18 protein-coding genes and 1 tRNA gene are annotated in these 20,767 nt (G+C 72.4%); 11 read left to right on the top strand and 8 right to left on the bottom strand.

The features are described 5' to 3' along the window. Window positions 1-449: 449 nt before the first annotated feature. The gene (locus QF030_RS10635; RefSeq protein WP_307162403.1) at window positions 450-1,328 is read left to right on the top strand and encodes an ABC transporter substrate-binding protein; all 879 of its coding nucleotides are present in this window, start codon (window positions 450-452) and stop codon (window positions 1,326-1,328) included. A 48-nt stretch (window positions 1,329-1,376) separates the two neighbouring features. On the opposite strand, the gene QF030_RS10630 is transcribed toward QF030_RS10635, so the two are convergent. Further along, window positions 1,377-4,166, bottom strand: coding sequence for a SpoIIE family protein phosphatase (locus QF030_RS10630; protein WP_307162402.1), 2,790 nt, complete (start codon window positions 4,164-4,166; stop codon window positions 1,377-1,379). A 194-nt stretch (window positions 4,167-4,360) separates the two neighbouring features. Further along, window positions 4,361-4,445, bottom strand: a tRNA-Leu gene (locus tag QF030_RS10625). A 207-nt stretch (window positions 4,446-4,652) separates the two neighbouring features. Here QF030_RS10625 and QF030_RS10620 point away from each other — a divergent pair. The 3 genes from QF030_RS10620 (at window position 4,653) to QF030_RS10610 (ending at window position 7,469) form a co-directional block, all read left to right on the top strand. Beyond that, window positions 4,653-5,981: a M20/M25/M40 family metallo-hydrolase gene (locus tag QF030_RS10620; RefSeq protein WP_307162401.1), complete on the top strand. Its 1,329-nt coding sequence runs from the start codon at window positions 4,653-4,655 to the stop codon at window positions 5,979-5,981. 166 nt (window positions 5,982-6,147) lie between these two features. Further along, complete coding sequence (chpH, locus tag QF030_RS10615) at window positions 6,148-6,381, top strand: chaplin ChpH (protein ID WP_307162400.1); 234 nt, start codon at window positions 6,148-6,150, stop codon at window positions 6,379-6,381. Window positions 6,382-6,569: 188 nt separating this feature from the next. Continuing rightward, complete coding sequence (locus tag QF030_RS10610) at window positions 6,570-7,469, top strand: chaplin (protein ID WP_307162399.1); 900 nt, start codon at window positions 6,570-6,572, stop codon at window positions 7,467-7,469. 69 nt (window positions 7,470-7,538) lie between these two features. On the opposite strand, the gene QF030_RS10605 is transcribed toward QF030_RS10610, so the two are convergent. Next, window positions 7,539-7,727, bottom strand: coding sequence for a DUF5703 family protein (locus tag QF030_RS10605; RefSeq protein ID WP_005485166.1), 189 nt, complete (start codon window positions 7,725-7,727; stop codon window positions 7,539-7,541). Window positions 7,728-7,774: 47 nt separating this feature from the next. Between QF030_RS10605 and QF030_RS10600 the strand changes: the two genes are divergently transcribed. Next, window positions 7,775-8,461 carry a hypothetical protein gene (locus QF030_RS10600; protein ID WP_307162398.1) on the top strand — a complete coding sequence of 229 codons (687 nt, stop codon included), beginning with the start codon at window positions 7,775-7,777 and terminating at the stop codon, window positions 8,459-8,461. Between the two features lie 125 nt (window positions 8,462-8,586). Here QF030_RS10600 and QF030_RS10595 read toward each other — a convergent pair whose 3' ends face one another. Beyond that, complete coding sequence (locus QF030_RS10595; protein WP_307162397.1) at window positions 8,587-10,935, bottom strand: helix-hairpin-helix domain-containing protein; 2,349 nt, start codon at window positions 10,933-10,935, stop codon at window positions 8,587-8,589. Further along, complete coding sequence (locus QF030_RS10590) at window positions 10,932-11,918, bottom strand: aldo/keto reductase (RefSeq protein ID WP_307162396.1); 987 nt, start codon at window positions 11,916-11,918, stop codon at window positions 10,932-10,934. The genes QF030_RS10595 and QF030_RS10590 overlap by 4 nt, the downstream gene beginning before the upstream one ends. 199 nt (window positions 11,919-12,117) lie before the next feature. On the opposite strand from QF030_RS10590, the gene QF030_RS10585 reads away from it, so the two are divergent. Together QF030_RS10585 and QF030_RS10580 are read left to right on the top strand one after the other, a co-directional pair. Then, complete coding sequence (locus QF030_RS10585) at window positions 12,118-13,173, top strand: LLM class F420-dependent oxidoreductase (RefSeq protein WP_307162395.1); 1,056 nt, start codon at window positions 12,118-12,120, stop codon at window positions 13,171-13,173. A 241-nt stretch (window positions 13,174-13,414) separates the two neighbouring features. Beyond that, window positions 13,415-14,203, top strand: a complete 789-nt coding sequence (locus tag QF030_RS10580) for a ferritin-like domain-containing protein (RefSeq protein ID WP_307162394.1) — start codon at window positions 13,415-13,417, stop codon at window positions 14,201-14,203. Between the two features lie 51 nt (window positions 14,204-14,254). Here QF030_RS10580 and corA read toward each other — a convergent pair whose 3' ends face one another. Next, window positions 14,255-15,250 carry a magnesium/cobalt transporter CorA gene (gene corA / locus QF030_RS10575; protein ID WP_307162393.1) on the bottom strand — a complete coding sequence of 332 codons (996 nt, stop codon included), beginning with the start codon at window positions 15,248-15,250 and terminating at the stop codon, window positions 14,255-14,257. Window positions 15,251-15,312: 62 nt separating this feature from the next. On the opposite strand from corA, the gene QF030_RS10570 reads away from it, so the two are divergent. From QF030_RS10570 to mshC, 4 genes are all read left to right on the top strand, one after another. Next, window positions 15,313-15,999: a histidine phosphatase family protein gene (locus QF030_RS10570; RefSeq protein WP_307162392.1), complete on the top strand. Its 687-nt coding sequence runs from the start codon at window positions 15,313-15,315 to the stop codon at window positions 15,997-15,999. A 111-nt stretch (window positions 16,000-16,110) separates the two neighbouring features. Beyond that, window positions 16,111-16,701 carry a DUF3090 domain-containing protein gene (locus QF030_RS10565; RefSeq protein WP_307162391.1) on the top strand — a complete coding sequence of 197 codons (591 nt, stop codon included), beginning with the start codon at window positions 16,111-16,113 and terminating at the stop codon, window positions 16,699-16,701. Then, entirely contained in the window at window positions 16,665-17,498 is an 834-nt protein-coding gene (locus QF030_RS10560; RefSeq protein ID WP_307162390.1) for an SCO1664 family protein, read from the top strand. The genes QF030_RS10565 and QF030_RS10560 overlap by 37 nt, the downstream gene beginning before the upstream one ends. A 113-nt stretch (window positions 17,499-17,611) precedes the next feature. Continuing rightward, a complete protein-coding gene (gene mshC, locus QF030_RS10555; RefSeq protein ID WP_307162389.1) occupies window positions 17,612-18,841 on the top strand; it encodes a cysteine--1-D-myo-inosityl 2-amino-2-deoxy-alpha-D-glucopyranoside ligase in 1,230 nt (409 codons plus the stop codon). An 84-nt stretch (window positions 18,842-18,925) separates the two neighbouring features. On the opposite strand, the gene QF030_RS10550 is transcribed toward mshC, so the two are convergent. Continuing rightward, window positions 18,926-19,861 (bottom strand): PAC2 family protein, encoded by a 936-nt coding sequence (locus QF030_RS10550; protein WP_307162388.1) that lies wholly within the window; start codon window positions 19,859-19,861, stop codon window positions 18,926-18,928. 192 nt (window positions 19,862-20,053) lie between these two features. Continuing rightward, complete coding sequence (locus QF030_RS10545; RefSeq protein WP_307162387.1) at window positions 20,054-20,725, bottom strand: FadR/GntR family transcriptional regulator; 672 nt, start codon at window positions 20,723-20,725, stop codon at window positions 20,054-20,056. Window positions 20,726-20,767 lie beyond the last annotated feature (42 nt).

Below are 20,767 nucleotides of genomic sequence, written 5' to 3'. Positions count from 1 at the left end.
CCTGATGTCCCGGTTCGAGGAGCACGCGCCGAGGGCGGGAACGGGCGTGAACGCAGCGAGAGTGGCCTGACTGATCGGCCGGAACTCCGTAAACCCCGAACCGCCCGGCCCCTAGGCGGGCGATCCCCCTGGGCCGACACCGACACCGACACCGACACCGACACCGGGACCGTCGCCGGATCCGACGACGCACACCGTGGACTACGCGCCGGAGCGCCACAGCCGGCGTCGTGCGCGGTCGGCGCCGTCCTCGGAGGTGTGCGCGCCGGGTGCCGGCGGCGGCCTCGTCGCGGGGGCATGGCTCGCGCCCGCGGCCGGTCGCTCCGGCGCCGCCGGAAGGCGGGTGGCCCGACCCGCGCCCCGGAGTCCTTCCCCGTGGCTCCGGCAGTCGTATGGTTCGGGGTGATTTATGGTGAATCGAGGAGTACGCCCCTACCGGAGGTGCAATGATGCGCGCCGCGGCAGCGATCGGCTCTCTGGCTGTCGGCGTGGCGCTCATCGTCGCGACATCGGCTTGTGACCGGGGTGGGTCGCAGTCGCCGGACGTCCACTACGGCGACTGCCCGATCTCGGGACGTCACGGGGAGTTCCACCTGTCACCCGACACGGCGGGCGCCCTCACGGTCAAAACGACCCTGCCCGCGCCCGGCTGGTGGAACGGCGACACGCCGGACTCCATCAAGAGCGGCTACGAGTACTGCATGGCCGCCAACATCGCCTATCGATCCGGACTTGACCGGGTGAAGGTCGAGAACGCCCCCTTTCCGGAGGTCGTGTCCGGCCGGACCAAGGACTTCGACCTGGCCCTGGCGCAGATCACGATCACCCCGGAACGGAGCAAGGTGGCCGCGTTCTCCCCGCCCTACCTCTCCTCGACCCTGGGAGTGCTGATCAGGGACGACGAGAAGATCGACGCAGCCGACATCCGTGACGTCCGCATCGGAGTGGCCGAGGGCACCACGGGCGAGGGGTTCGTCAAGAAGCGCCTCGAGCCGAGCAAGCCCGTCACCGCCTTCCCCAACGACCCGGAGATGGTCACGGCGCTGGAGGAGGGACGCATCGACGCGGTCGTCCACGACACGACGATTCTGCTGGCGTATCCCCAGAAGCGCGAGGGCAAGGTGCGTCTCGTGGGCCAGTACAGGACCGACCAGGGTTACGGCGCCCTTTACCCGAAGGGGTCACCCGACAAGGACGAGCTGGACCGGATCATCAGGCAGCTGATCGACGACGGAACGCTCACCAAACTGTCGGCCGTCTATCTCGGGGCCGCTTTCGGCCAGGACCCGGCCAAGATCCCGTACTTCACGGTCGGCCCGGGCTCCTGAACGCTCCGGGCGCCCACCCCGCAGCGGCGGTCCCGTTTCCGTCCCGCCTCACAGGTCCGTCATCAGCAGACCGCTCAGGTCCCCGACGGCTCCGGCGGCTCCGGCGTCGAGCGCCTGCTCAGCCCAGATGATCTTGCCCCGGTCGGTGTACCGGGTCCCCCAGCGGCGGGACATCTGCGCGACGAGGAACAGACCACGGCCCCCCTCGTCGGTGAAGGCCGCGCGGCGCAGGTGCGGGGAGGTGCTGGTGCCGTCGGCGACCTCGCAGATCAGACTGTCGCGGTCGCGCAGCAGCCGCAGGCTGATGGGGCTCGCTCCGTACCGGATGGCGTTCGTCACGAGCTCGCTGAGGATCAGCTCGGTCGTGAAGGCGGCCTCGCCGAGCCCCCAGGATTCCAGCCTGCGGGTGGCCTCGGCGCGGATCCGGGAGACGGCCGCGGGGTCGTCCGGCACCTCCCACTCCTCGACCTGCTCCGGGTCGAGCAGCCGGGTGCGTGCGACGAGCAGGGCGACATCGTCACTCGACCTGGTGCGCAGCATCGCGTCGAGCACCGCCCGGCAGGTGTCGTCCGGGGTGGCGCCGTCCGTATGGGCGAGCGCCTGCCTCAGCATGCCGAGCCCGGTGTCGATGTCTCGGCCGCGGGCCTCGACCAGGCCGTCGGTGTAGAGGACCAGCCGGCTGTCGGCTGCCAGCCGGAGTACGGCCGTCTCGACCGGCAGGCCTCCTCCCACGCCGAGTGGCGGGGCGACGGGGATGTCGGGGAAGGTCACGGAGCCGTCGGGCGAGACCAGCGCCGGACCGGGATGACCGGCCCGGGCGAGGACACACCGCCCGGAGACCGGATCGTAGACCGCGTACAGGCAGGTGGCACCCGTGACGGCCTCGGTGTTGCCCTCGGCCGCCGCGTCCTGGTCGATCCGGGTGATCAGGTCGTCGAGGTGCGCGAGAAGCTCGTCCGGAGGCAGGTCCAGGGCGGCGAAGTTGTGCACCGCGGTCCGCAGACGGCCCATCGTCGCGGCGGCGTGCAGACCGTGTCCGACGACGTCGCCGACCACCAGGGCCACCCGGGCCCCCGGCAGCGGGATGACGTCGTACCAGTCGCCGCCCACCCCCGCCTGGGCGGGCAGGTACCGGTGCCCGACCTCCAGGGCGGACAGCTCGGGGAGGGAGCCGGGCAGCAGGCTGCGCTGGAGGGTGACGGCCGTGGTGTGCTCGCGGGTGTATCGCCGCGCGTTGTCGATGCACACCGCCGCCCGGGCGGCGAGTTCCTCGGCGGGGGACAGGTCGTCCGGCTCGAAGCGCTCCTGCTCCGAACGCCAGAACTCCACCACACCCAGCAACTGGCCTCGGGCCTGGAGCGGCACCGAGATCATGGAGTGGATACCGAATTCGATGACCCTCCGGGCCCGCTCCGGGTTCTGGACCCGCCATCCGTCGGCCTTGGCGAGCTCCGCCACCAGGACCGGTCGGCCGGTGGTCATACCGATGGCCACGGGGTTGCCGGGCGCGTAGCGCATACGCCTCCCGACGGGGTAAAGAGGCACGTCGTCCCGGATGCCCGCGGTGGCGATACGGCGTATGTCCCTGCTCGCGCCCGTCGGTTCACCCCCTTGCAGCACGGGCTCCAGCAACTCGACGGTGGCGAAGTCGGCGAAGCGCGGGACCGCCACCTCGGTCAGTTCCTCGGCGGTGCGCTTCATGTCGAGGGTGGTACCGATCCGCGTGCTGGCCTCGTAGAGCAGTTGCAGGCGCCCACCCGCCACGTCCGCCCGGCCCGCGAGGGCGCGCAGCTCCGTGGTGTCCCGCAGGGTGGCCACGCTGCCCCCCTGCGAGCCCACCTGCCGCACGCTGACCGCGAGCAGGACGTCCCCGGCCAGGAAGACCCTGTCCGTGGCGGCCCGGCCCGACGCCAGCAGTTCGGCCAGGGCCGGACTCAGCCCGAGTCCGGTGACCGGCCTGCCCTCGACCTCCGGTGGCAGCGCGAGCAGCCGGCGAGCCTCGTCGTTGACCAGCAGCAGCCTCGCGTCACCGTCCAGAATGATCACGCCTTCGCGGACCGCGTGCAGCACCGCGTCGTGGTGCTCGTACATGCGGGTCATCTCCACCGGCCCCAGTCCTCGGGTCTGGCGCCGCAAACGCCCGCTGACCAGTGCCGACCCACCCGCGGCCAGCAGCAGTGCGACACCGCCGGCGGCGAAGAGCACCGGCAGTTGGCGCTGCACCACGCTGGTCACCTTGTCCACCGTGACCCCCACGGTGACGAGGCCGACCGCGGTCCCCTTCTCGTCGAAGACGGCCACCGTCGAGTCGACCGCCTTCCCCAGACTGCTGTCGAACGCGGTCTGGTGGGGCTCGCCTTCGAGCGCCTGGCCGTAGGAGGTGGAGACGTGCTTCCCGATCTGGTCCGGGTCCGGGTGGGTCCACCGGAAGCCGTAGGGGCTCAGCGCCACGACGTAGTCGACGCCGGTCCTCTTGCGCACCGCCTCGGCCTGTGGCTGGAGTGCCGCCGTCGGATCGTCGCTCTTCATCGCCTCCGCGGTGCCCGGGGCGTTCGCGAACGACTCGGCCGCCACCAGCGACCGGTCTCCGGCTTCCTGGATCGCGCGGTTGCGGTCCTGGATCACGAGCACCACCACGGCCGTGGCGATGAGCAGGAGGACGACCACCAGTTGCAGCAGGAAGACCTGACCGGCGACGCTGCGCGGTTTCCCCAACGACAGCAGACGTCGGCCGGCCGAAGGGTGCGGGGCCCTCGGGCCGGCCTCCGGTGGCCCGCCCTTCGGTGGAACGCGGTCGGCCCGTCGGCTCGCTGGGACATATCGCCCGAGTTTGCCCATTTTCTCAGTATCAGTGACCGACCCGGCGGGCGCGGCCCAGGACGGGCCCGCCGGCACGGACGGGCCGGTGCCACAGCGGGCGGGCGGCCCGAAGGCTCCAGGAACGAAGAATGCCGGTGAGTCATATGACTCACCGGCATTTCGTGAACCTGCCGAGGACGATCTCGTGAACGTCCCGGCTGGTTCTGGCTCTGTGTCCGAGGGGGGACTTGAACCCCCACGCCCGATAAAGGGCACTAGCACCTCAAGCTAGCGCGTCTGCCATTCCGCCACCCGGACAAGGTGTCTGTCGTGCGGGGTTTCCCCCGCGGCGACGTCGTAAACATTACCAGGCTTTCCGGGGTGCCCGATCACGGGCCAGTCGCCCCGCCGGACGCCGTATCCCGCGTGAACGGCGTGTGACGGGCCGGGACCGGCCTTGGGCCGGGAGCGGGGGAGAGGGAGGATGAGAGGGACCCACCAGCAGTGACAGCGGGAGGAACCAGCGTGAGCGCGACCGACGGCACGGCCAGGAGCGTCACCGGCGAGGACGAGGTCGTCGACCTCTGCCGCGAGCTGATCCGGATCGACACCAGCAACTACGGCGACCACTCGGGCCCGGGTGAACGCAAGGCGGCCGAATGGGTCGCCGAGAAGCTCGCCGAAGTGGGAGTCGAGCCGAAGATCTTCGAGTCGCACCCGGGTCGTGCCTCCACGGTGGCCCGCATCGAGGGGGAGGACCCGTCCAGGCCCGCGCTGCTCATCCACGGTCACCTCGACGTCGTACCGGCGAACGCGGCCGACTGGACCCACCACCCCTTCTCCGGCGAGGTCGCCGACGGGTGCGTGTGGGGCCGGGGCGCGGTCGACATGAAGGACATGGACGCGATGACGCTGGCGGTCGTCCGTGACCGGCTGCGCTCCGGGCGCAGGCCGCCCCGCGACATCGTGCTCGCGTTCCTCGCCGACGAGGAGGCGGGCGGCACCTACGGGGCGCGTCACCTCGTCGACAACCACCCCGACCTGTTCGAGGGCGTCACCGAGGCGATCAGCGAGGTGGGCGGGTTCTCGTTCACCGTGAGCGAGGAGCGGCGGCTCTATCTCGTCCAGACCGCCGAGAAGGGCATGCACTGGATGAAGCTGACCGTGGCCGGCACCGCCGGACACGGTTCGATGATCCACCGGGACAACGCGATCACCGAGCTCTCCGAAGCGGTCGCGCGGCTCGGCCGGCACACCTTCCCGGTGCGGGTCACCAAGACGACCCGCGCCTTCCTCGACGAACTCGGCGACGCGCTCGGCACCCCGCTGGACCCCGAGGACATGCAGTCGACCCTCGCCAGGCTGGGCGGGATCGCCAAGCTGATCGGCGCGACCCTGAGCAACACCGCCAACCCGACCCAGCTGGGCGCCGGCTACAAGGTCAACGTCATCCCGGGCGAGGCCACCGCACACGTCGACGGGCGGTTCCTGCCGGGGCACGAGGACGAGTTCCTCGCCGACCTCGACCGGATCCTCGGCCCGAAGGTGCGCCGCGAGGACGTGCACTCCGACAAGGCGCTGGAGACCTCCTTCGACGGTCCGCTGGTCGAGGCGATGCAGTCCGCGCTGCTCGCCGAGGACCCGACCGCCAAGGCCATCCCCTACATGCTCTCCGGCGGCACGGACGCCAAGTCCTTCGACGACCTCGGGATCCGCGGCTTCGGCTTCGCCCCGCTGAAGCTGCCGCCGGAGCTGGACTTCGCCGGGATGTTCCACGGTGTGGACGAGCGGGTCCCGGTGGACGGGCTCCAGTTCGGGGTGCGCGTGCTCGACCGGTTCATCGACGCGTCCTGAATTGTCCCGGTGAAACGAGATTTCTCCGGGTGCAGATAATCGGCCGCCTGTACGGGGGCGACTGGGAAGAGTGAATGCGCCGATAAGCGCGTAGCCTCATTAATTCCTCCTCGTTACTGGTGATGCGATCCGCTGCTTGGGATCGCATTGCCAACAAGGAGGAATAATGATCAAGAAGGTCGTCGCTGCTGCGGCTGCCACTGGTGGGCTGGTTCTCGCGGGCGCGGGTCTGGCTGTTGCCGACGCGGGTGCCCAGGGTGCTGCGGTGCAGTCCCCGGGTGTCGTTTCCGGCAACGTGATCCAGGTGCCCGTGCATGTCCCGGTGAACGTCTGCGGCAACACGATCTCGGTGATCGGGCTGCTGAACCCCGCCTTCGGCAACACCTGCGTCAACAAGTGACGTCGACCCGCTGAGGGGTCGCACGTCCAGACCGTCGGCCCCGGAGCGCGCGCCATGCGCTCCGGGGCCGACCGGTCTTTTTCCGAAGGAAAAGCCGAAGAAGTCGAAGAGCCCGAATCCAATCGAACAGCTGCCATGATGCGAGCACATTCGGGACGAGTGACGAGATTGAAAGCAGGGATTCAGCAATGCGACAGGTCACCCGCAAAAGCCTCATGACCGTGGCGGCGGCGACGGGGGTGATCGCCGCCGCGGGCGGCTACGCCCACGCCGACTCCGGCGCGAACGGCGCCGCCATGGACTCGCCCGGCGTCCTGTCGGGCAACTCGGTGCAGGCGCCGGTCAACGTTCCGGTCAACGTCTGCGGCAACACCGTCGACGTCGTCGGGGCGCTCAACCCGACCTTCGGCAACTCCTGCGCCAACAAGGGCGGCGGTGCGCGGTCGGGCGGCTCCGGCCACCAGAGGGGCGGCGGTCACGGCGAGCACCAGGGCGGTGGCTACGGCGACCACCAGGGCGGCGGTTACGGCGACCAGCAGGGCGGCGGTGGCGGCCGGGGTGGGAACCACGGCGGCAGTCACGGCGGGAATCACGGAGGCAGCCAGGGCGGCTCCGGCGCGCAGGGCGGCTCCGGGGGCGCGCACGCGGGCGGGTACACCGGCGGGTCGCCCGGTGTCGGCTCGGGCAACCAGGTCCAGGCGCCGATCGACGTGCCGGTCAACGTGTGCGGCAACAGCATCGACGTCGTCGGGATCCTCAACCCGTCCTTCGGCAACGACTGCGCCAACGACAGCGGCGTCCACACGCCCCCGTCGCGCGGTCACGAGACGCCGGGCAAGCCCGGAGGACACGGCCCGGGCAAGCCGGGTGGGCACGGACAGTCCAGCGCGTCCCGACCCGGGGGTGTGCCGTCCACCTCGGATCACGTGACCCCGGCCGGCGCCTCGGCCGTCCACCGGCCCGCCGCCCACGCCGCGCAGCTCGCGCACACCGGCAGCGAGCTGCCGGTGGGTCTGGCCCTGCCGGCCGGCGCGGGCGCGCTGCTCGCGGGCGCGGTGCTCTACCGCAAGGCGCGCCCCTCCGCGTGAACCTCCGGTGAGCCCACGACGGAGCGGGCCCCGCCTCGGTGGGGCCCGCTCCGTATGTGTCGTCTCATCTCACCAGGTGGCCCGCACCTGGCGGATGATCCGCCGGCGCAACCGCACCCGGCGGCTGCCGTCCCGCAGCAGGCTCAGGCGGTCCAACTCCCAGTGTCCGTACTCGGCATGGTCGGTCAGCAGTCGGGTCGCGTCCTTGCGGGAGACCCCGCGCGGTACGTAGACGTCGACGAATTCGTATTCCGGCATCGCATCTATTGTGCGGTCTGGGGTCCGGTACGGATAGCGTCTGCACTATGTCTGATGCTGCGCAGCCCACCGCTGCCGAGGTACGCGCCGCCGCCGAGGCGGTCAAGACCGCGCTCGACCGCCACCTGGCCGCGGTCGAACGCAGGACGGGGGAGGACGACCCGGCCGTCTACGAGGCGTTCAACGAGCTTGCCGCGGCCGCCGAGGTCTACGACGAACTGCTCTACGACCGTTATGACGAGGTCACGCCCTTCGAGATCCCCGGCGCGGAGGACTCCCTGCCGCCGTACGAGGGCCCCGAGGAGCCGAACGCGCTGAGCGTGCTGATCCGCCGCGACTACGCCGTCGCGGAGCCGCAGCGGCTGCTGGCGCAGTCCCAGCGGATCGAGGCGGCGGACGGCGAGGGAGTGGGCGGGGCGGTCTCGGACACCGTGCCCGGGGCACTGGGGATTCTGTTCGGCGAGTTCGAGCCGGACGAGATCGCCTCCCGGCACAAGGAGTTCGGTCTGGAGGAGGGCGACTCCACGCTGTGGGTGCTGGCGACCGACGAACCGGCCGAGCCGGGCGAGTGGCTGGAGACGCCGTTCGACCAGGCCGACCTCGGGCGGGTGGTCTGCCGCTTCGACGTGAGCTCGGTGTTCGACGAACTCGACGACGGTGACGACGGCGACGACGAGGACCTCGTGGACGACATCGAGGACGAGGAACTGGAGCCACTGGACGCGGACCGCTGATCGGCGGACGTCGGACGCGCCGGACGGCTGTCGGCTGCGACGCCGGGCGACCGCGGGCGGCCTCCGAGTCCTCATGACGGCGGCGGTCCCGAGGGGAGAGACCCTCGGGACCGCCGCCGTCCGCGTCAGTCGGCCGCCGGGGCCTGGGTGCGCAGCAGCACCGGCAGCCGGGTCGTGCGGGGCTTCGCCGGGACCTCGGCGACGGCTTTCGGCAGGGCCTGCTCGACGCCGTGGACCACGGACAGGTGACGCTCCGCCCGGCCGAAGGCCGTGTAGACCCAGGGGCGCGAGAGGGTCTGCGCGGCGTCCCCGGGCAGTACAACGACCGCCGCGGGCCAGCGGCCGCCCACGGCCTGGTGCGCGGTCAGCGCCCACCCGTGCCGTACGGCCTGCTCCACCCGTTCCCTCGGCACGACGACCGGGCCGTCGGCGCAGGACAGGTGCAGCCCGTCCGCGTCGGCCGTCACCACCCGGCCGGGCACCGTGCGGCCCGGCGCGGGCGAGTAGGCGACCCGGTCGCCCGGGTCGAAGCCGCCGAAGCGGCCGGGGCCGGGATTGAGCCGTTCCTTGAGGGCGGCGTTCAGCGCGCGCGTACCGGCGGCGCCGCCGTGGCCCGGGGTGATCGCCACAGTCTCCTCGGGGGTGATCCCGAAGGCCCGCGGCACGGAGTCGGCGACGAGCTGCACGGTACGGTGCACGGCTTCGCCGGCCTCCCGCACGGGCACGATCACGATCTCCTTGCCGGGCGCGTCGACCTGGTTCAGCTCCCCGATGCCGACGCCGGAGACCAGCTCGCCGATCGGCCCGGGGTCGGGCGTGCGGGAGGCGACCTGCGGGCACGTGCGCGCCGCGAGCAGATCGGCGAAGACCCGGCCCGGGCCGGCCGACCACAGCACCGCCGGATCACCGCTGAGGACCAGCCGCGCCCCGTCCGGCAGCGACTCCGCCAGCATCGCGGCGCTCTCCACGTCCAGTTGCGGCGCGTCGAGCAGGACCAGCAGGTCGAGCGCGAAGGCCCCGTCGGCGTCCCGCCCGGGACCCTCGCTGCCGGCGAGCAGCCCGGGGACGGTGACGACGGCGCCGGCCGCTGCCCGCTCGCCGAGGAGCGCCGCGAACCGCTGTCGTCCGTCCGGCGTGTGGCAGGCCGCGACCGCGCGCAGGCCCAGGGTGCGGGCCGCGGTGAGCAGCGCCGCCGGTTCGGCGCGCGAGGCGTCGCCGCCGGTGTGCAGCACCAGTCCGTGTCCGGCGACGGCGCGCAGCAGTTCGGCCGCGCTGCCGGAGGCGCCGGCCGTCAACGGCTCCCACCGCTCGGAAGCCTCCTGGGGCAGGGAGTTGACCACCCGGGCCAGCGCGTCGGCGAGGCTCTCCTCCGCCAGCGCGTACCGCTCCAGACCCACCAGGACACGGACCGGCCGGGCCTCCTCGGCGTCCTCCCCGTTCTCGCCTCCGCCGTTCCCGCCTCCGCCGTTTTCGGCGGTCCCCTCGGGCCGACCGGCCCGGACGGCGTCCACGGAGTCCAGGGCGTCCTGGAAGACGAGGGCCTCCCCCTCGGCCAGCGCGCTCTGTACGGCCGCCTCGGCGTCCGGCACGGCCTGCCGGCCGAGAGCGGCGGTGAGCGTCGGCAACTCCAGGGCGGTGTGCCCGGCCAGGGCGGCCTGTTCCAGCAGCCAGACCGTCACCGCGCGGCCGCGCCGTTCGTCGTCGGGGGCGCACTCCGGGCCGAGCAGCGCCCGGGCGAACCCGTCGGCCTGCTCCGGACGCACGCCGGGGAGGCGCAGCAGCTGCCACGGGTCCTCGCGCAGCAGCTCACCGGCGCCCTCGCCGAGCGCGGCGGCGGCCTGCGACGCGAGCGCCTCGGGTGCGCCACCGTCGGCGAGCGCGCGCCGCACGTCCTCGACGGCTTCCGCCGCGGGTGCCGGTGCGGCGTCCGCGGCCGGTGCGGCGGCCGACGGCTGGGGACGGCGGACCGGCTCCGGGGCGGGGCGGCGCGGGGCGGGCGCCGGCTCGGCGAACGCGGTGGCCGGGGGCTTCGCCCCGCTCTCCACCGCACGCACGGCCGCCAGCAGGTCCGCGGCCCTGCCGCTCAGCTTGGTCCCGCTGTGGATGGGCTCCGCCTTCTCGGCCCGGCGCCGCTCGATCCGCTCCCGCTCGAGCTTCTGCGCGGCGAGCTCGGCCTGCGCCTCGGAGAGCTGCGCGGCCGCTTCGCCCTCGGCGGCCTTGTCCGCACCTGGTCCCGCGTCCGTGTCTGCCTCCGCGGCAGGAGTCCCCTCGCCTCCGCCTTCGCCCCCGCTCGCGCCCTCCGCCGTCCCGCGCGCGGGAGGGGTGTCGTCGTCGCTCGTCGGAGCGCTGTCGGCCGGGGCCGGTCCGGGCTGTGCCGTCGCGGTGTGGTCCGGGGTCCCGGGCTCCCCGGCGGCGTCCGGCGTCGCCGGTCCGGCGTTCTCGGTGCTCTCCGGGGGAACCGGCTCCGTGCTCACAGCGTGCTCCAGTCGTGATCGGGATAGCGGTGCACGGGCGCCGACACGTCGTCGAGGGCCCGGCAGATCTCGTCAGGAAGACTAAGGGCCTCCACTGACAACGCCGCCGTGAGCTGCTGCGCGTTGCGCGCGCCGACGATCGGGGCGGCCACGCCGGGCCGGTCGCGGACCCAGGCGAGGGCGACCTGGAGCGGGGTCACCGCCAGCCCGTCCGCCGCGGTCGACACGGCGTCCACGATGCGGCTCGCGGTGTCGTCGAGATACGGCTCGACGAAGAGCCCGAAGTGGTCCGAGGCGCCGCGCGAGTCGGGCGGCAGCGCGTCCCCCCGGTACTTGCCGGTGAGGACGCCGCGGCCCAGCGGCGAGGAGGGGAGCAGGCCGATGCCCAGATCCAGGGCGGCCGGCAGCACCTCACGCTCGACGCCGCGCTGGAGCAGCGAGTACTCCATCTGTGTCGCCGCGAGGCGGGTCCGGGTGCCCGGCGCGCAGAGCTGCCAGGTGGCCGCCTTGGCGAGCTGCCAGCCGCAGAAGTTGGAGACCCCGGCGTAGCGTGCCCGGCCGCTGGCGACAGCGATGTCGAGGGCCTGGAGGGTCTCCTCCAGCGGGGTGTCCGGGTCGTAGGCGTGCACCTGCCACAGGTCGACGTGGTCCGTGCCCAGCCGGGCCAGGGAGGCGTCGAGGGCGGCGAGGAGGTGCCCCCGTGAGCCGTCGTAGCGGCGGTCCGGGTCGGGGACACTGCCCGCCTTGGTCGAGATGATCAGGTCCCGGCGCGGCACCAGGCCGTCCAGCAGCCGACCGAGCAGGTATTCGGCGTCCCCGTCGCCGTACACGTCGGCCGTGTCCACGAGGGTCCCGCCCGCCTCCCAGAACGTCTTCATGACGTCCGCGGCGTCGTGCTCGTCGGTGTCGCGGCCCCAGGTCAGGGTGCCGAGCCCGATGCGGGACACGCGCAGGCCGGTGCGGCCGAGATGCCTCTGCTCCATGGACGCCGAGATTACTGGCCAGAACTGGGCAGTGGGTTGCCTGTGGACAACCGAATCTCCGGGAGCGGAAGCCGAGTTCCGCAGGCCGCGCCCCCTTCTCCGATCGGCGCGACCCTCGCCACACCGCCCTCCCCGGGCCCCGCCGCCCGCGCTAAGGTCTGCGCAACAGCGTCGTTACTGATCAGTAAGGGGATCGGCCATGCAGCTCGGGATCAACCTCGGCTACTGGGGTGCCGGAATGGACGGCGACAACCTCGCCGTCGCGCAGGAGGCCGACCGCCTCGGATACGCCGTCTGCTGGGCCGCCGAGGCCTACGGCTCCGACGCCGCCACCGTGCTCACCTGGGTGGCCGCACAGACCGAGCGCATCGACGTCGGCTCCGCCATCTTCCAGATCCCGGCCCGTCAGCCGGCGATGACCGCGATGACCGCGGCCACCCTCGACTCGCTCTCCGGCGGCCGTTTCCGCCTCGGCCTCGGCGTGTCGGGACCGCAGGTCTCGGAGGGCTGGTACGGCGTCAAGTTCGACAAGCCGCTCTCCCGCACCCGTGAGTACGTCGAGATCGTCCGCAAGGCGATGACGCGGGAGCGGCTGTCCTTCGACGGCGAGCACTGGACGCTGCCGCTGCCGGGCGGCCCGGGCAAGCCGATCAAGCTGACCGTGCACCCGGAGCGCGAGCACATTCCGCTGTACATCGCCGCGATCGGCCCGAAGAACCTGGAGCAGACCGGCGAGATCGCCGACGGCGCCCTGCTCATCTTCCCGTCCGCCGAGCACCTCGAGGACACCGCGATCAAGCATCTGCGGGCCGGGCGCGAGAAGGCCGGCAAGACCCTCGAGGGCTTCGACGTCTGTCCGACCCTGCCGCTGGCCCTCGGCGAGGACAAGGACGTCGAGCGGCTCGCCGACACCTTCCGCCCCTACACCGCGCTGTACGTCGGCGGCATGGGCAGCCGCAAGCAGAACTTCTACAACCAGCTCGCGCGCCGGATGGGCTACGAGGCCGCGGCCGACGAGATCCAGGACACGTACCTGTCCGGCGACAAGCAGGGCGCCGCGGCCGCCGTCCCGCACGAGCTGATCGACCGGACCACGCTGCTGGGCTCGGTGGAGCGGATCGCCGACCGGATGAAGGCCTACGCGGCGGCCGGCGTCACCACGCTCACCCTCGCCCCAGCGGGCTTCACCCTGGACGAGCGCCTCGCCTCGCTGCGGGCCGGCGCGCAGGCCGCCGAGCTCGCCGGCCTGGTCTGACGGGACGGGGGGCTCCGGGAATTCCAGCGGCCGTGGTGGGGGCTCGGGGGTCTTCCCCGCCACGGCCGTCACGCGGAACAACGCGCCACACGGCGCGCGGTTACGCTCCCGGGCCGACTCTCGGGGTCCCTCGTTCGGCGGAGTTGTCCGACACAGCTGTTGCAGCGCCTCCCGTGCCGCATTTGACTCGTTCCCTGCGGAATGCTGCGGAATCCTGCGCGATGCGGAGAGGTGTCCCACGATGCTTTCGGCCAAGAGACTGTTCCAGGAGATCGTCGACAACGACGAGTCCTTCGCGCTGTTCTGTTCCATCGCCGCCGGCGGGGAGTCGCAGGGCGGCTGGGAGAACGCCCGCATCGCCGCGCTCGTCCCGCAGAGCGAGCGCCACCTGGCTCCGAGGATCGCCCGTCACGGCGCCGACGAGGACAAGCACGGGCGGATCTTCAACGCCCTGATGCGCAAGCGTGGGCTCGCCCCGGTGCCCGTCCCCCGCGACACCGACTACACGATGCTCCTGGAACGCGCCGGCATCGGCCTCGCGCACGGCCGGCTCCGGGCCGACCATCCGCTGACCGCGCACGACATCGTCACCTACCTCGCCCACAGCCGCGTCACCGAACAGCGGGCCTCCGAGCAGATGCGGCTGCTGCGCAGGCACTTCGCCGACCACCCCGACCTGGGCCGCGCGGTGAGGATGATCTCCAACGACGAGGACAACCACCTCGCCTACTGCCACGAGGAACTGCTGCGCCTCGCCCGCGCGGGGCACGGCCGCGCCATCCAGCGGACGCTCCGCGGCTGCGCACTCGCCGAGATCCGGATCTACCGCGACGTGAGCCTGGCCGTCATGGCCCACATGGGAGACATCCTCGGCTGGCCGAGGGCCAGGTCGGCGCTTCTCGCGGCCGGCATCCACGCCGTGTACGCGTGGGAGCGGTTCGCGGGCTGGCGGCGGATGGTCTCCCTGGAGATGCCCGAGCGCCGTGACGCGCTCGGCGGTCCGGCGGTCACGGCTCCCGAGTTCGCCTGAGACCGTACGGGCCGGCCCGGGCGCCTTTCCCCGCAGCGGTCCTGGAGGGTCCTAGAGCCATCCCCGTTGCTTGAACAACCGGTACAGCAGCACCTCCAGCACGGCCATCAGCGCGATCACCGCCGGGTACGACCACACCCACCGCAGCTCCGGCATGTGCTCGAAGTTCATGCCGTAGATCCCCGCGATCATCGTGGGGACCGCGGCCATCGCCGCCCACGCCGAGATCTTCCGCATGTCGTCGTTCTGCCGGACGCTCATCTGCGCCAGGTGCGCCGAGAGGACGTCCGTGACCAGCCGGTCCAGTCCCTCCACGGACTCGTTCACCCGCGTGAGATGGTCGCTGACGTCACGGAAGAAGGGCCGCGCCCGGTCGTCGACGAAAGGCACCCCCGACCCGGCGGCGCCGGTGCCCGCCAGCCGGGTCAGCGGCGGCCCGAGCGGGCCGGTGGCCCGGCGGAACTCCAGGACCTGCCGCTTGAACCGGTAGATCCGCGACGCCGTGTGCCGTGAGCCGCCGCCATCCGGCGAGAACACCTCCGCCTCCAGTTCCTCCAGGTCCGTCTGGAGCTCTGTCGCCACGTCCAGGTAGTGGTCCACGGTGGCGTCGGCGATGGCGTACACCACCGCCGTGGGGCCCTTGGCGAGGAGGTGCGGCTCATGCTCGAGCCGGTGCCGTACGGCGGCCAGCGGGGCGCCCTCGCCGTGCCGGACGCTCACCACGAAGCCGTCACCGAGGAAGACCATCACCTCACCGGAGGAGACCGCGTCGCTCTCGGGCTCGTAGACGACCGGCTTGAACACCAGGAAGAGCGAGTCGTCGTAGACCTCCAGCTTGGGCCGCTGGTGGGCCTTCAGGGCGTCCTCGACGGCCAGCGGGTGCAGGCCGAACTCCTGCGTGACGTGCTCGAACTCCTTCTCGGTCGGCTCGTGCAGCCCGATCCACACGAAACCGCCCGCGGCCCGTGCCTCGGCCAGGGCGTCCGAGAAGTCCTCCGGGCCCTCCGTGCGGTGCCCGTCGCGGTAGACGGCGCAGTCGACGATCACTCGGCGCGTTCTCCTTCCGGACGCTCACCGGCGCACGCCCGCGTGCGCCTACCCTGGGCCGCATGCCCACGTTGATCCTCGTCCGGCACGGCCGGTCCACCGCCAACACCTCCGGACTGCTCGCCGGCCGGACGCCCGGCGTCGCCCTCGACGAGCGGGGAGCCGCGCAGGCCGCCGCCCTGCCCGGGCGGCTCGACGCGCTGCCGATCGCCGAAGTCGTCGCGAGCCCCCTCCAGCGCTGCCAGGAGACCGTCAGGCCGCTCCTCGACGCCCGCCCCGGGCTGCGCGTCCACACCGACGAGCGGATCGGGGAGTGCGACTACGGCGACTGGTCCGGACGCAAACTCGCCGAACTGATGGACGAGCCGCTGATGGAGGTCGTGCAGGCGCACCCCTCCGCCGCCGCCTTCCCCGGCGGCGAGTCCATGCGGGCCATGCAGACCCGCGCCGCCGAGGCGGTACGGGAGTGGAACGCGCGCGTGGAGCGCGACCACGGCGCCGACGCCGTCTATCTCATGTGCTCGCACGGCGACATCATCAAGTCGCTCGTGGCGGACGCCCTCGGGCTTCATCTCGACCTCTTCCAGCGGATCTCTGTGGAACCGTGTTCCGTCACCGCGATCCGTTACACCCGGCTGCGCCCCTTTCTCGTGCGCCTCGGCGACACCGGCGACTTCGCGTCGCTGGCCCCGCGCGAGGAGCCGCCGGCCGGGGACGCGACGGTCGGGGGCGGTGCGGGCGCACCGTGATCGTCGGCCGCAGTAGGGTGAAGCGGTCCGCAAACGCGCGCGTACCCGCAGGGACGTTCCCCCACTCGTTCCCCGGCCCACGATGACCCACGATTCCCATGGAGACAGGACGTGTCCCGTCAGGTGTTCCTCTACGACCCCCCGGACCGCTTCGTGGCCGGTACGGTCGGGCTGCCCGGGCGCCGTACCTTCTTCCTGCAGGCCACCTCCGGCTCCCGGGTGACCAGCGTGGCTCTGGAGAAGACGCAGGTCGCCGCGCTCGCCGAGCGCATGGACGAACTGCTGGACGAGGTCGTACGCCGGACCGGCGGCAGTGCCCCCGTACCCGCGATGTCGCCCTCCGAGAACACCGACACGGCCCCCCTCGACACGCCGATCGAGGAGGAGTTCCGGGTCGGCACCATGGCCCTCGCCTGGGACGGCGAGGAACAGCGCATGATCGTCGAGGCGCAGGCCCTCGTGGAGCTCGACGCGGACTCCGAGGAGGACCTCGCCGAGGCCGAGGAGAAGCTCCTCCAGGACGAGGAGAACGGGCCCCCGATGCTGCGGGTCCGGCTCACCGGCGCGCAGGCGAGGGCCTTCGCCAAGCGCGCCCTCGACGTCGTCAACGCGGGCCGGCCGCCGTGCCCGCTGTGCAGCCTGCCGCTCGATCCGGAAGGACACGTATGTCCGCGCCAGAACGGATACCGCCGAGGGGCGTGACGACCACCGACCCGGCCGCCGCCGAGCTCCTCGCGCGCGGCGAGCTCACCGTCCGCGGGCGCATCCGCGACGCCTCGAACGCGGCCCTGTACTGCACCGTCGCGTACGAGGGCCGCGAGGCCGCCTGCGTCTACAAGCCCGTCGCCGGGGAACGGCCGCTGTGGGACTTCCCCGACGGCACCCTCGCCCAGCGCGAGGTCGCCGCCTACGAGGTCTCCGAGGCGACCGGCTGGGGCCTCGTGCCGCCCACCGTGCTGCGGGAGGGACCGTACGGCGAGGGCATGTGCCAGCTGTGGATCGAGACGGCGCCCGAGGCCGAGCTGCTGGCCCTGGTGGACGGGGAGGAGCCCGAGCCGGGCTGGCGGGCGATCGGCTTCGCGGAGGTCGGCGAGGGCCGGACCGCGCTGCTGGTGCACGCCGACGACGAACGGCTGCGCCGGCTCGCCGTCCTCGACGCGGTGATCAACAACGCCGACCGCAAGGGCGGCCACCTGCTGCCCACCGCCGACGGCCGGCTGTACGGCATCGACCACGGGGTCACCTTCAACGCCGAGAACAAGCTGCGCACGCTCCTGTGGGGCTGGGCGGGGGAGCCGCTGACCGGTGAGGCCGTCGACGTGCTCAAGGGCCTCAGAGGCGCCCTGGAGCCCGGCGGGGGACTGGCGGTCACCCTGGCCGCGCTCCTCACCGCCGCCGAGGTCGACGCCACCCGCGCGCGAGCCGACGCGCTGCTGGCGGCCGGGAAGCACCCGGAGCCGAGCGGCGACTGGCCGGCCATCCCCTGGCCCCCGGTCTGACCGCTCCGCCCAGGACGGCACGCATGCCGGACGGAATCACACAAGAGGGCCTTCCCGGCCATCTGGCCTGCTCCGGTTCGTATACGCAACTTCCGTCCGGTTAGGCTCATGACATGCATGCCTGGCCCGCTTCCGAGGTCCCCGCCCTGCCTGGTCAGGGCCGCGACCTGAGGATCCACGACACCGCGACCGGCGGCTTGGTCTCCCTCGACCCCGGTCCCGTCGCCCGTATCTACGTCTGCGGCATCACGCCGTACGACGCGACCCACATCGGTCACGCGGCGACCTACAACGCGTTCGACCTCGTTCAGCGCGTGTGGCTCGACACCAAGCGGCAGGTTCACTACGTCCAGAACGTCACCGACGTCGACGACCCGCTGCTGGAGCGGGCCGAACGCGACGGCGTCGACTGGGTCGCCCTCGCCGAGAAGGAGACGGCGCTCTTCCGCGAGGACATGACGGCCCTGCGGATGCTGCCGCCGCGGCACTACATAGGCGCCGTCGAGGCGATACCCGGCATCGTCCCGCTCGTCGAGCGGCTGCGGGACGCCGGCGCCGCCTACGAGCTGGACGGCGACACCTACTTCTCCGTCGAGTCCGATCCCGACTTCGGCAGGGTCTCGGGCCTGGACGCGGCCGCCATGCGGCTGCTCTCCGCGGAGCGCGGCGGCGACCCCGACCGCCCCGGCAAGAAGAACCCGCTCGACCCGATGCTCTGGATGGCGGCCCGCGAGGGCGAGCCCAGCTGGGACGGCGGCTCGCTCGGCCGAGGCCGGCCCGGCTGGCACATCGAGTGCGTGGCCATCGCCCTGGACCACCTCGGGATGGGCTTCGACGTGCAGGGCGGCGGCTCCGACCTCGCCTTCCCGCACCATGAGATGGGCGCCTCCCACGCCCAGGTGCTGACCGGCGAGTTCCCCATGGCCCAGGCGTACGTGCACGCCGGCATGGTCGCCCTGGACGGCGAGAAGATGTCCAAGTCCCGGGGCAACCTCGTCTTCGTCTCGAAGCTGCGCCAGGACGGCGTCGACCCCGCCGCCATCCGGCTCACCCTCCTCGCCCACCACTACCGGGCCGACTGGGAGTGGACCGACCAGGTCCTCCTCGACGCCGAAGCCCGGCTCGGGCGCTGGCGGGCAGCCGTCTCCCGGCCCGACGGGCCGCCCGCCGAGGCGCTCGTCGAGGAGATCCGCGAGGCGCTCGGCAACGACCTCGACGCCCCGGCCGCACTCGCCGCCGTCGACCGCTGGGCGGCGCTCCAGCAGGAACACGGCGGTACGGACATGGGCGCCCCGGGTGTCGTCTCGCGGGCCGTGGACGCGCTGCTGGGCGTGGCGCTGTAGCCGAAGGCGCCCGTACACCGGGTACGACGAGGGGCGGTGCGCCGAAGCGCACCGCCCCTCCCGGTCCTCTGACCGGCCGCCGCTCTATTCCTCCGAGGAATCGCCGTCGTCGGGGGCGTCGCCGCTCGGTTTCGGCGGCTTCGGGGGACGGGTCCGCTCCCCGGGGTCCGGCGGGCCGCCGCCGTCCCGGCGCCGCAGATAGCGCTCGAACTCCCGGGCGATCGCCTCGCCCGACGCCTCCGGCAGCTCCGCGGTGTCCCGCGCCTCCTCCAGCGTCTGCACGTACTCGGCGACCTCGGTGTCCTCGGCGGCCAGCTGGTCCACGCCCACCTGCCAGGCACGCGCGTCCTCGGGCAGCTCGCCGAGGGGGATGCGTACGTCGATCAGGTCCTCCAGGCGGTTGAGGAGGGCCAGCGTCGCCTTCGGGTTCGGCGGCTGCGAGACGTAGTGCGGCACGGCCGCCCAGAGGCTCACCGCGGGCACCCCCGCGTGCGTGCACGCCTCCTGGAGGACGCCGACGATGCCCGTGGGGCCCTCGTACTTGGTCTCCTCCAGGTTCATCCGCTGCGCCAGGTCCGCGTCGGACGTGGTCCCGCTGATCGGCACCGGACGCGTGTGCGGCGTGTCACCGAGCAGGGCGCCCAGGATGACCACCAGCTCGACGCCCAACTCGTGCGCGAATCCCAGCAGCTCGTTGCAGAACGAGCGCCAGCGCATGGACGGTTCGATGCCGCGCACGAGGACCAGGTCGCGTGGCTTGTCGCCGCCCACCCGGACCACCGACAACCTTGTCGTCGGCCACGTGATCTTGCGCACGCCGGCGTCCAACCACACCGTGGGACGGTTCACCTGGAAGTCGTAGTAGTCCTCGGCGTCCAGCGCCGCGAACACCTCGCCCTTCCACTCCCGCTCCAGGTGTCCGACCGCGGTGGAGGCGGCGTCGCCGGCATCGTTCCAGCCCTCGAACGCGGCCACCATGACCGGGTCGATCAGCTCGGGAACCCCCTCGAGCTCGATCACCCAGCGCCTCCTTCCGACGTGCCCTCGCTTGACCACCCAACCTTACGGCGTTCCGCGCGGGCGCTCGCAGCCCCCTTGCACGGGGGAGTGAACGGATCACTGCCCCGTTCGCCACCCCCGAACACCCCCTGCGGGAACCCGCTCACGGCATCGGCTCACAGGTGGCGCACAGGGCGGGCGCGCGCCGCGGGCTCACAGTGTCGAGCGCAGCCACTGCTCCACGCTCGCGATGTGCACGGTCGCCCACGACCGTGCCGCTTCCGCGTCCCGGTCGCGCAGGGCGGCCAGGATCGCCCGGTGCTCGCGCAGCGTGCCGACGACCGCGTCCTCCTGTGTCAGGCCGCGCCAGATGCGGGCCCGGGTGGTGGGCCCGGACAGTCCGTCGAGCAGCGAGCAGAGCACCGAGTTGCCGGCGCTCTGCACGATGCCCCGGTGGAACTCCAGGTCCCCGGCGACCAGTTCCTCCACCGAGGGGTCGGCCCCGAGCCTGTCCAGCTGGGCCTCCAGCGCGTCCAGTTGCTGCTCGCTGACGCGCAGGGCCGCCATCGCGGTGGCGGCCGGCTCCAGGATGCGGCGCACGGCCAGGAACTCCAGCACCGTGTCGTCGCGGTGGAAGTCGACGACGAAACTCAGTGCTTCGAGGAGCAGTTGCGGATCGAGACTGGTGACGTAGGTCCCGTCGCCCTGTCGCACGTCCAGGATCCGGATCAGCGACAGGGCGCGCACCGCCTCCCGCAGGGAGTTGCGGGACAGGCCGAGATCGGCGGCCAGCTCGCTCTCCTTGGGCAGCCGGTCCCCGGGCCGCAGCGCACCCGAGACGATCATGCCCTTGATCTTCTCGATCGCCTCGTCGGTGACTGCCATGACCGGCCTCCCTGCGGTTCGTCGCCCAGACATCGATCCAGC

The organism is Streptomyces rishiriensis (assembly GCF_030815485.1).
GTDB lineage: Bacteria > Actinomycetota > Actinomycetes > Streptomycetales > Streptomycetaceae > Streptomyces > Streptomyces rishiriensis_A.
Note: the sequence above shows the minus strand (reverse complement) of the source record. Positions and strands in the feature narration are given on the sequence as shown.

Bases quoted from the DNA above. Each gene is read 5' to 3' on its own strand.
- QF030_RS10635 (WP_307162403.1), top strand. From the start codon at position 450: ATGCGCGCCGCGGCAGCGATCGGCTCTCTGGCTGTCGGCGTGGCGCTC.
- QF030_RS10630 (WP_307162402.1), bottom strand. From the start codon at position 4,166: ATGGGCAAACTCGGGCGATATGTCCCAGCGAGCCGACGGGCCGACCGC.
- chpH (WP_307162400.1), top strand. From the start codon at position 6,148: ATGATCAAGAAGGTCGTCGCTGCTGCGGCTGCCACTGGTGGGCTGGTT.
- QF030_RS10610 (WP_307162399.1), top strand. From the start codon at position 6,570: ATGCGACAGGTCACCCGCAAAAGCCTCATGACCGTGGCGGCGGCGACG.
- QF030_RS10605 (WP_005485166.1), bottom strand. From the start codon at position 7,727: ATGCCGGAATACGAATTCGTCGACGTCTACGTACCGCGCGGGGTCTCC.
- QF030_RS10600 (WP_307162398.1), top strand. From the start codon at position 7,775: ATGTCTGATGCTGCGCAGCCCACCGCTGCCGAGGTACGCGCCGCCGCC.
- QF030_RS10590 (WP_307162396.1), bottom strand. From the start codon at position 11,918: ATGGAGCAGAGGCATCTCGGCCGCACCGGCCTGCGCGTGTCCCGCATC.
- QF030_RS10585 (WP_307162395.1), top strand. From the start codon at position 12,118: ATGCAGCTCGGGATCAACCTCGGCTACTGGGGTGCCGGAATGGACGGC.
- QF030_RS10580 (WP_307162394.1), top strand. From the start codon at position 13,415: ATGCTTTCGGCCAAGAGACTGTTCCAGGAGATCGTCGACAACGACGAG.
- QF030_RS10570 (WP_307162392.1), top strand. From the start codon at position 15,313: ATGCCCACGTTGATCCTCGTCCGGCACGGCCGGTCCACCGCCAACACC.
- QF030_RS10560 (WP_307162390.1), top strand. From the start codon at position 16,665: ATGTCCGCGCCAGAACGGATACCGCCGAGGGGCGTGACGACCACCGAC.
- mshC (WP_307162389.1), top strand. From the start codon at position 17,612: ATGCATGCCTGGCCCGCTTCCGAGGTCCCCGCCCTGCCTGGTCAGGGC.
- QF030_RS10545 (WP_307162387.1), bottom strand. From the start codon at position 20,725: ATGGCAGTCACCGACGAGGCGATCGAGAAGATCAAGGGCATGATCGTC.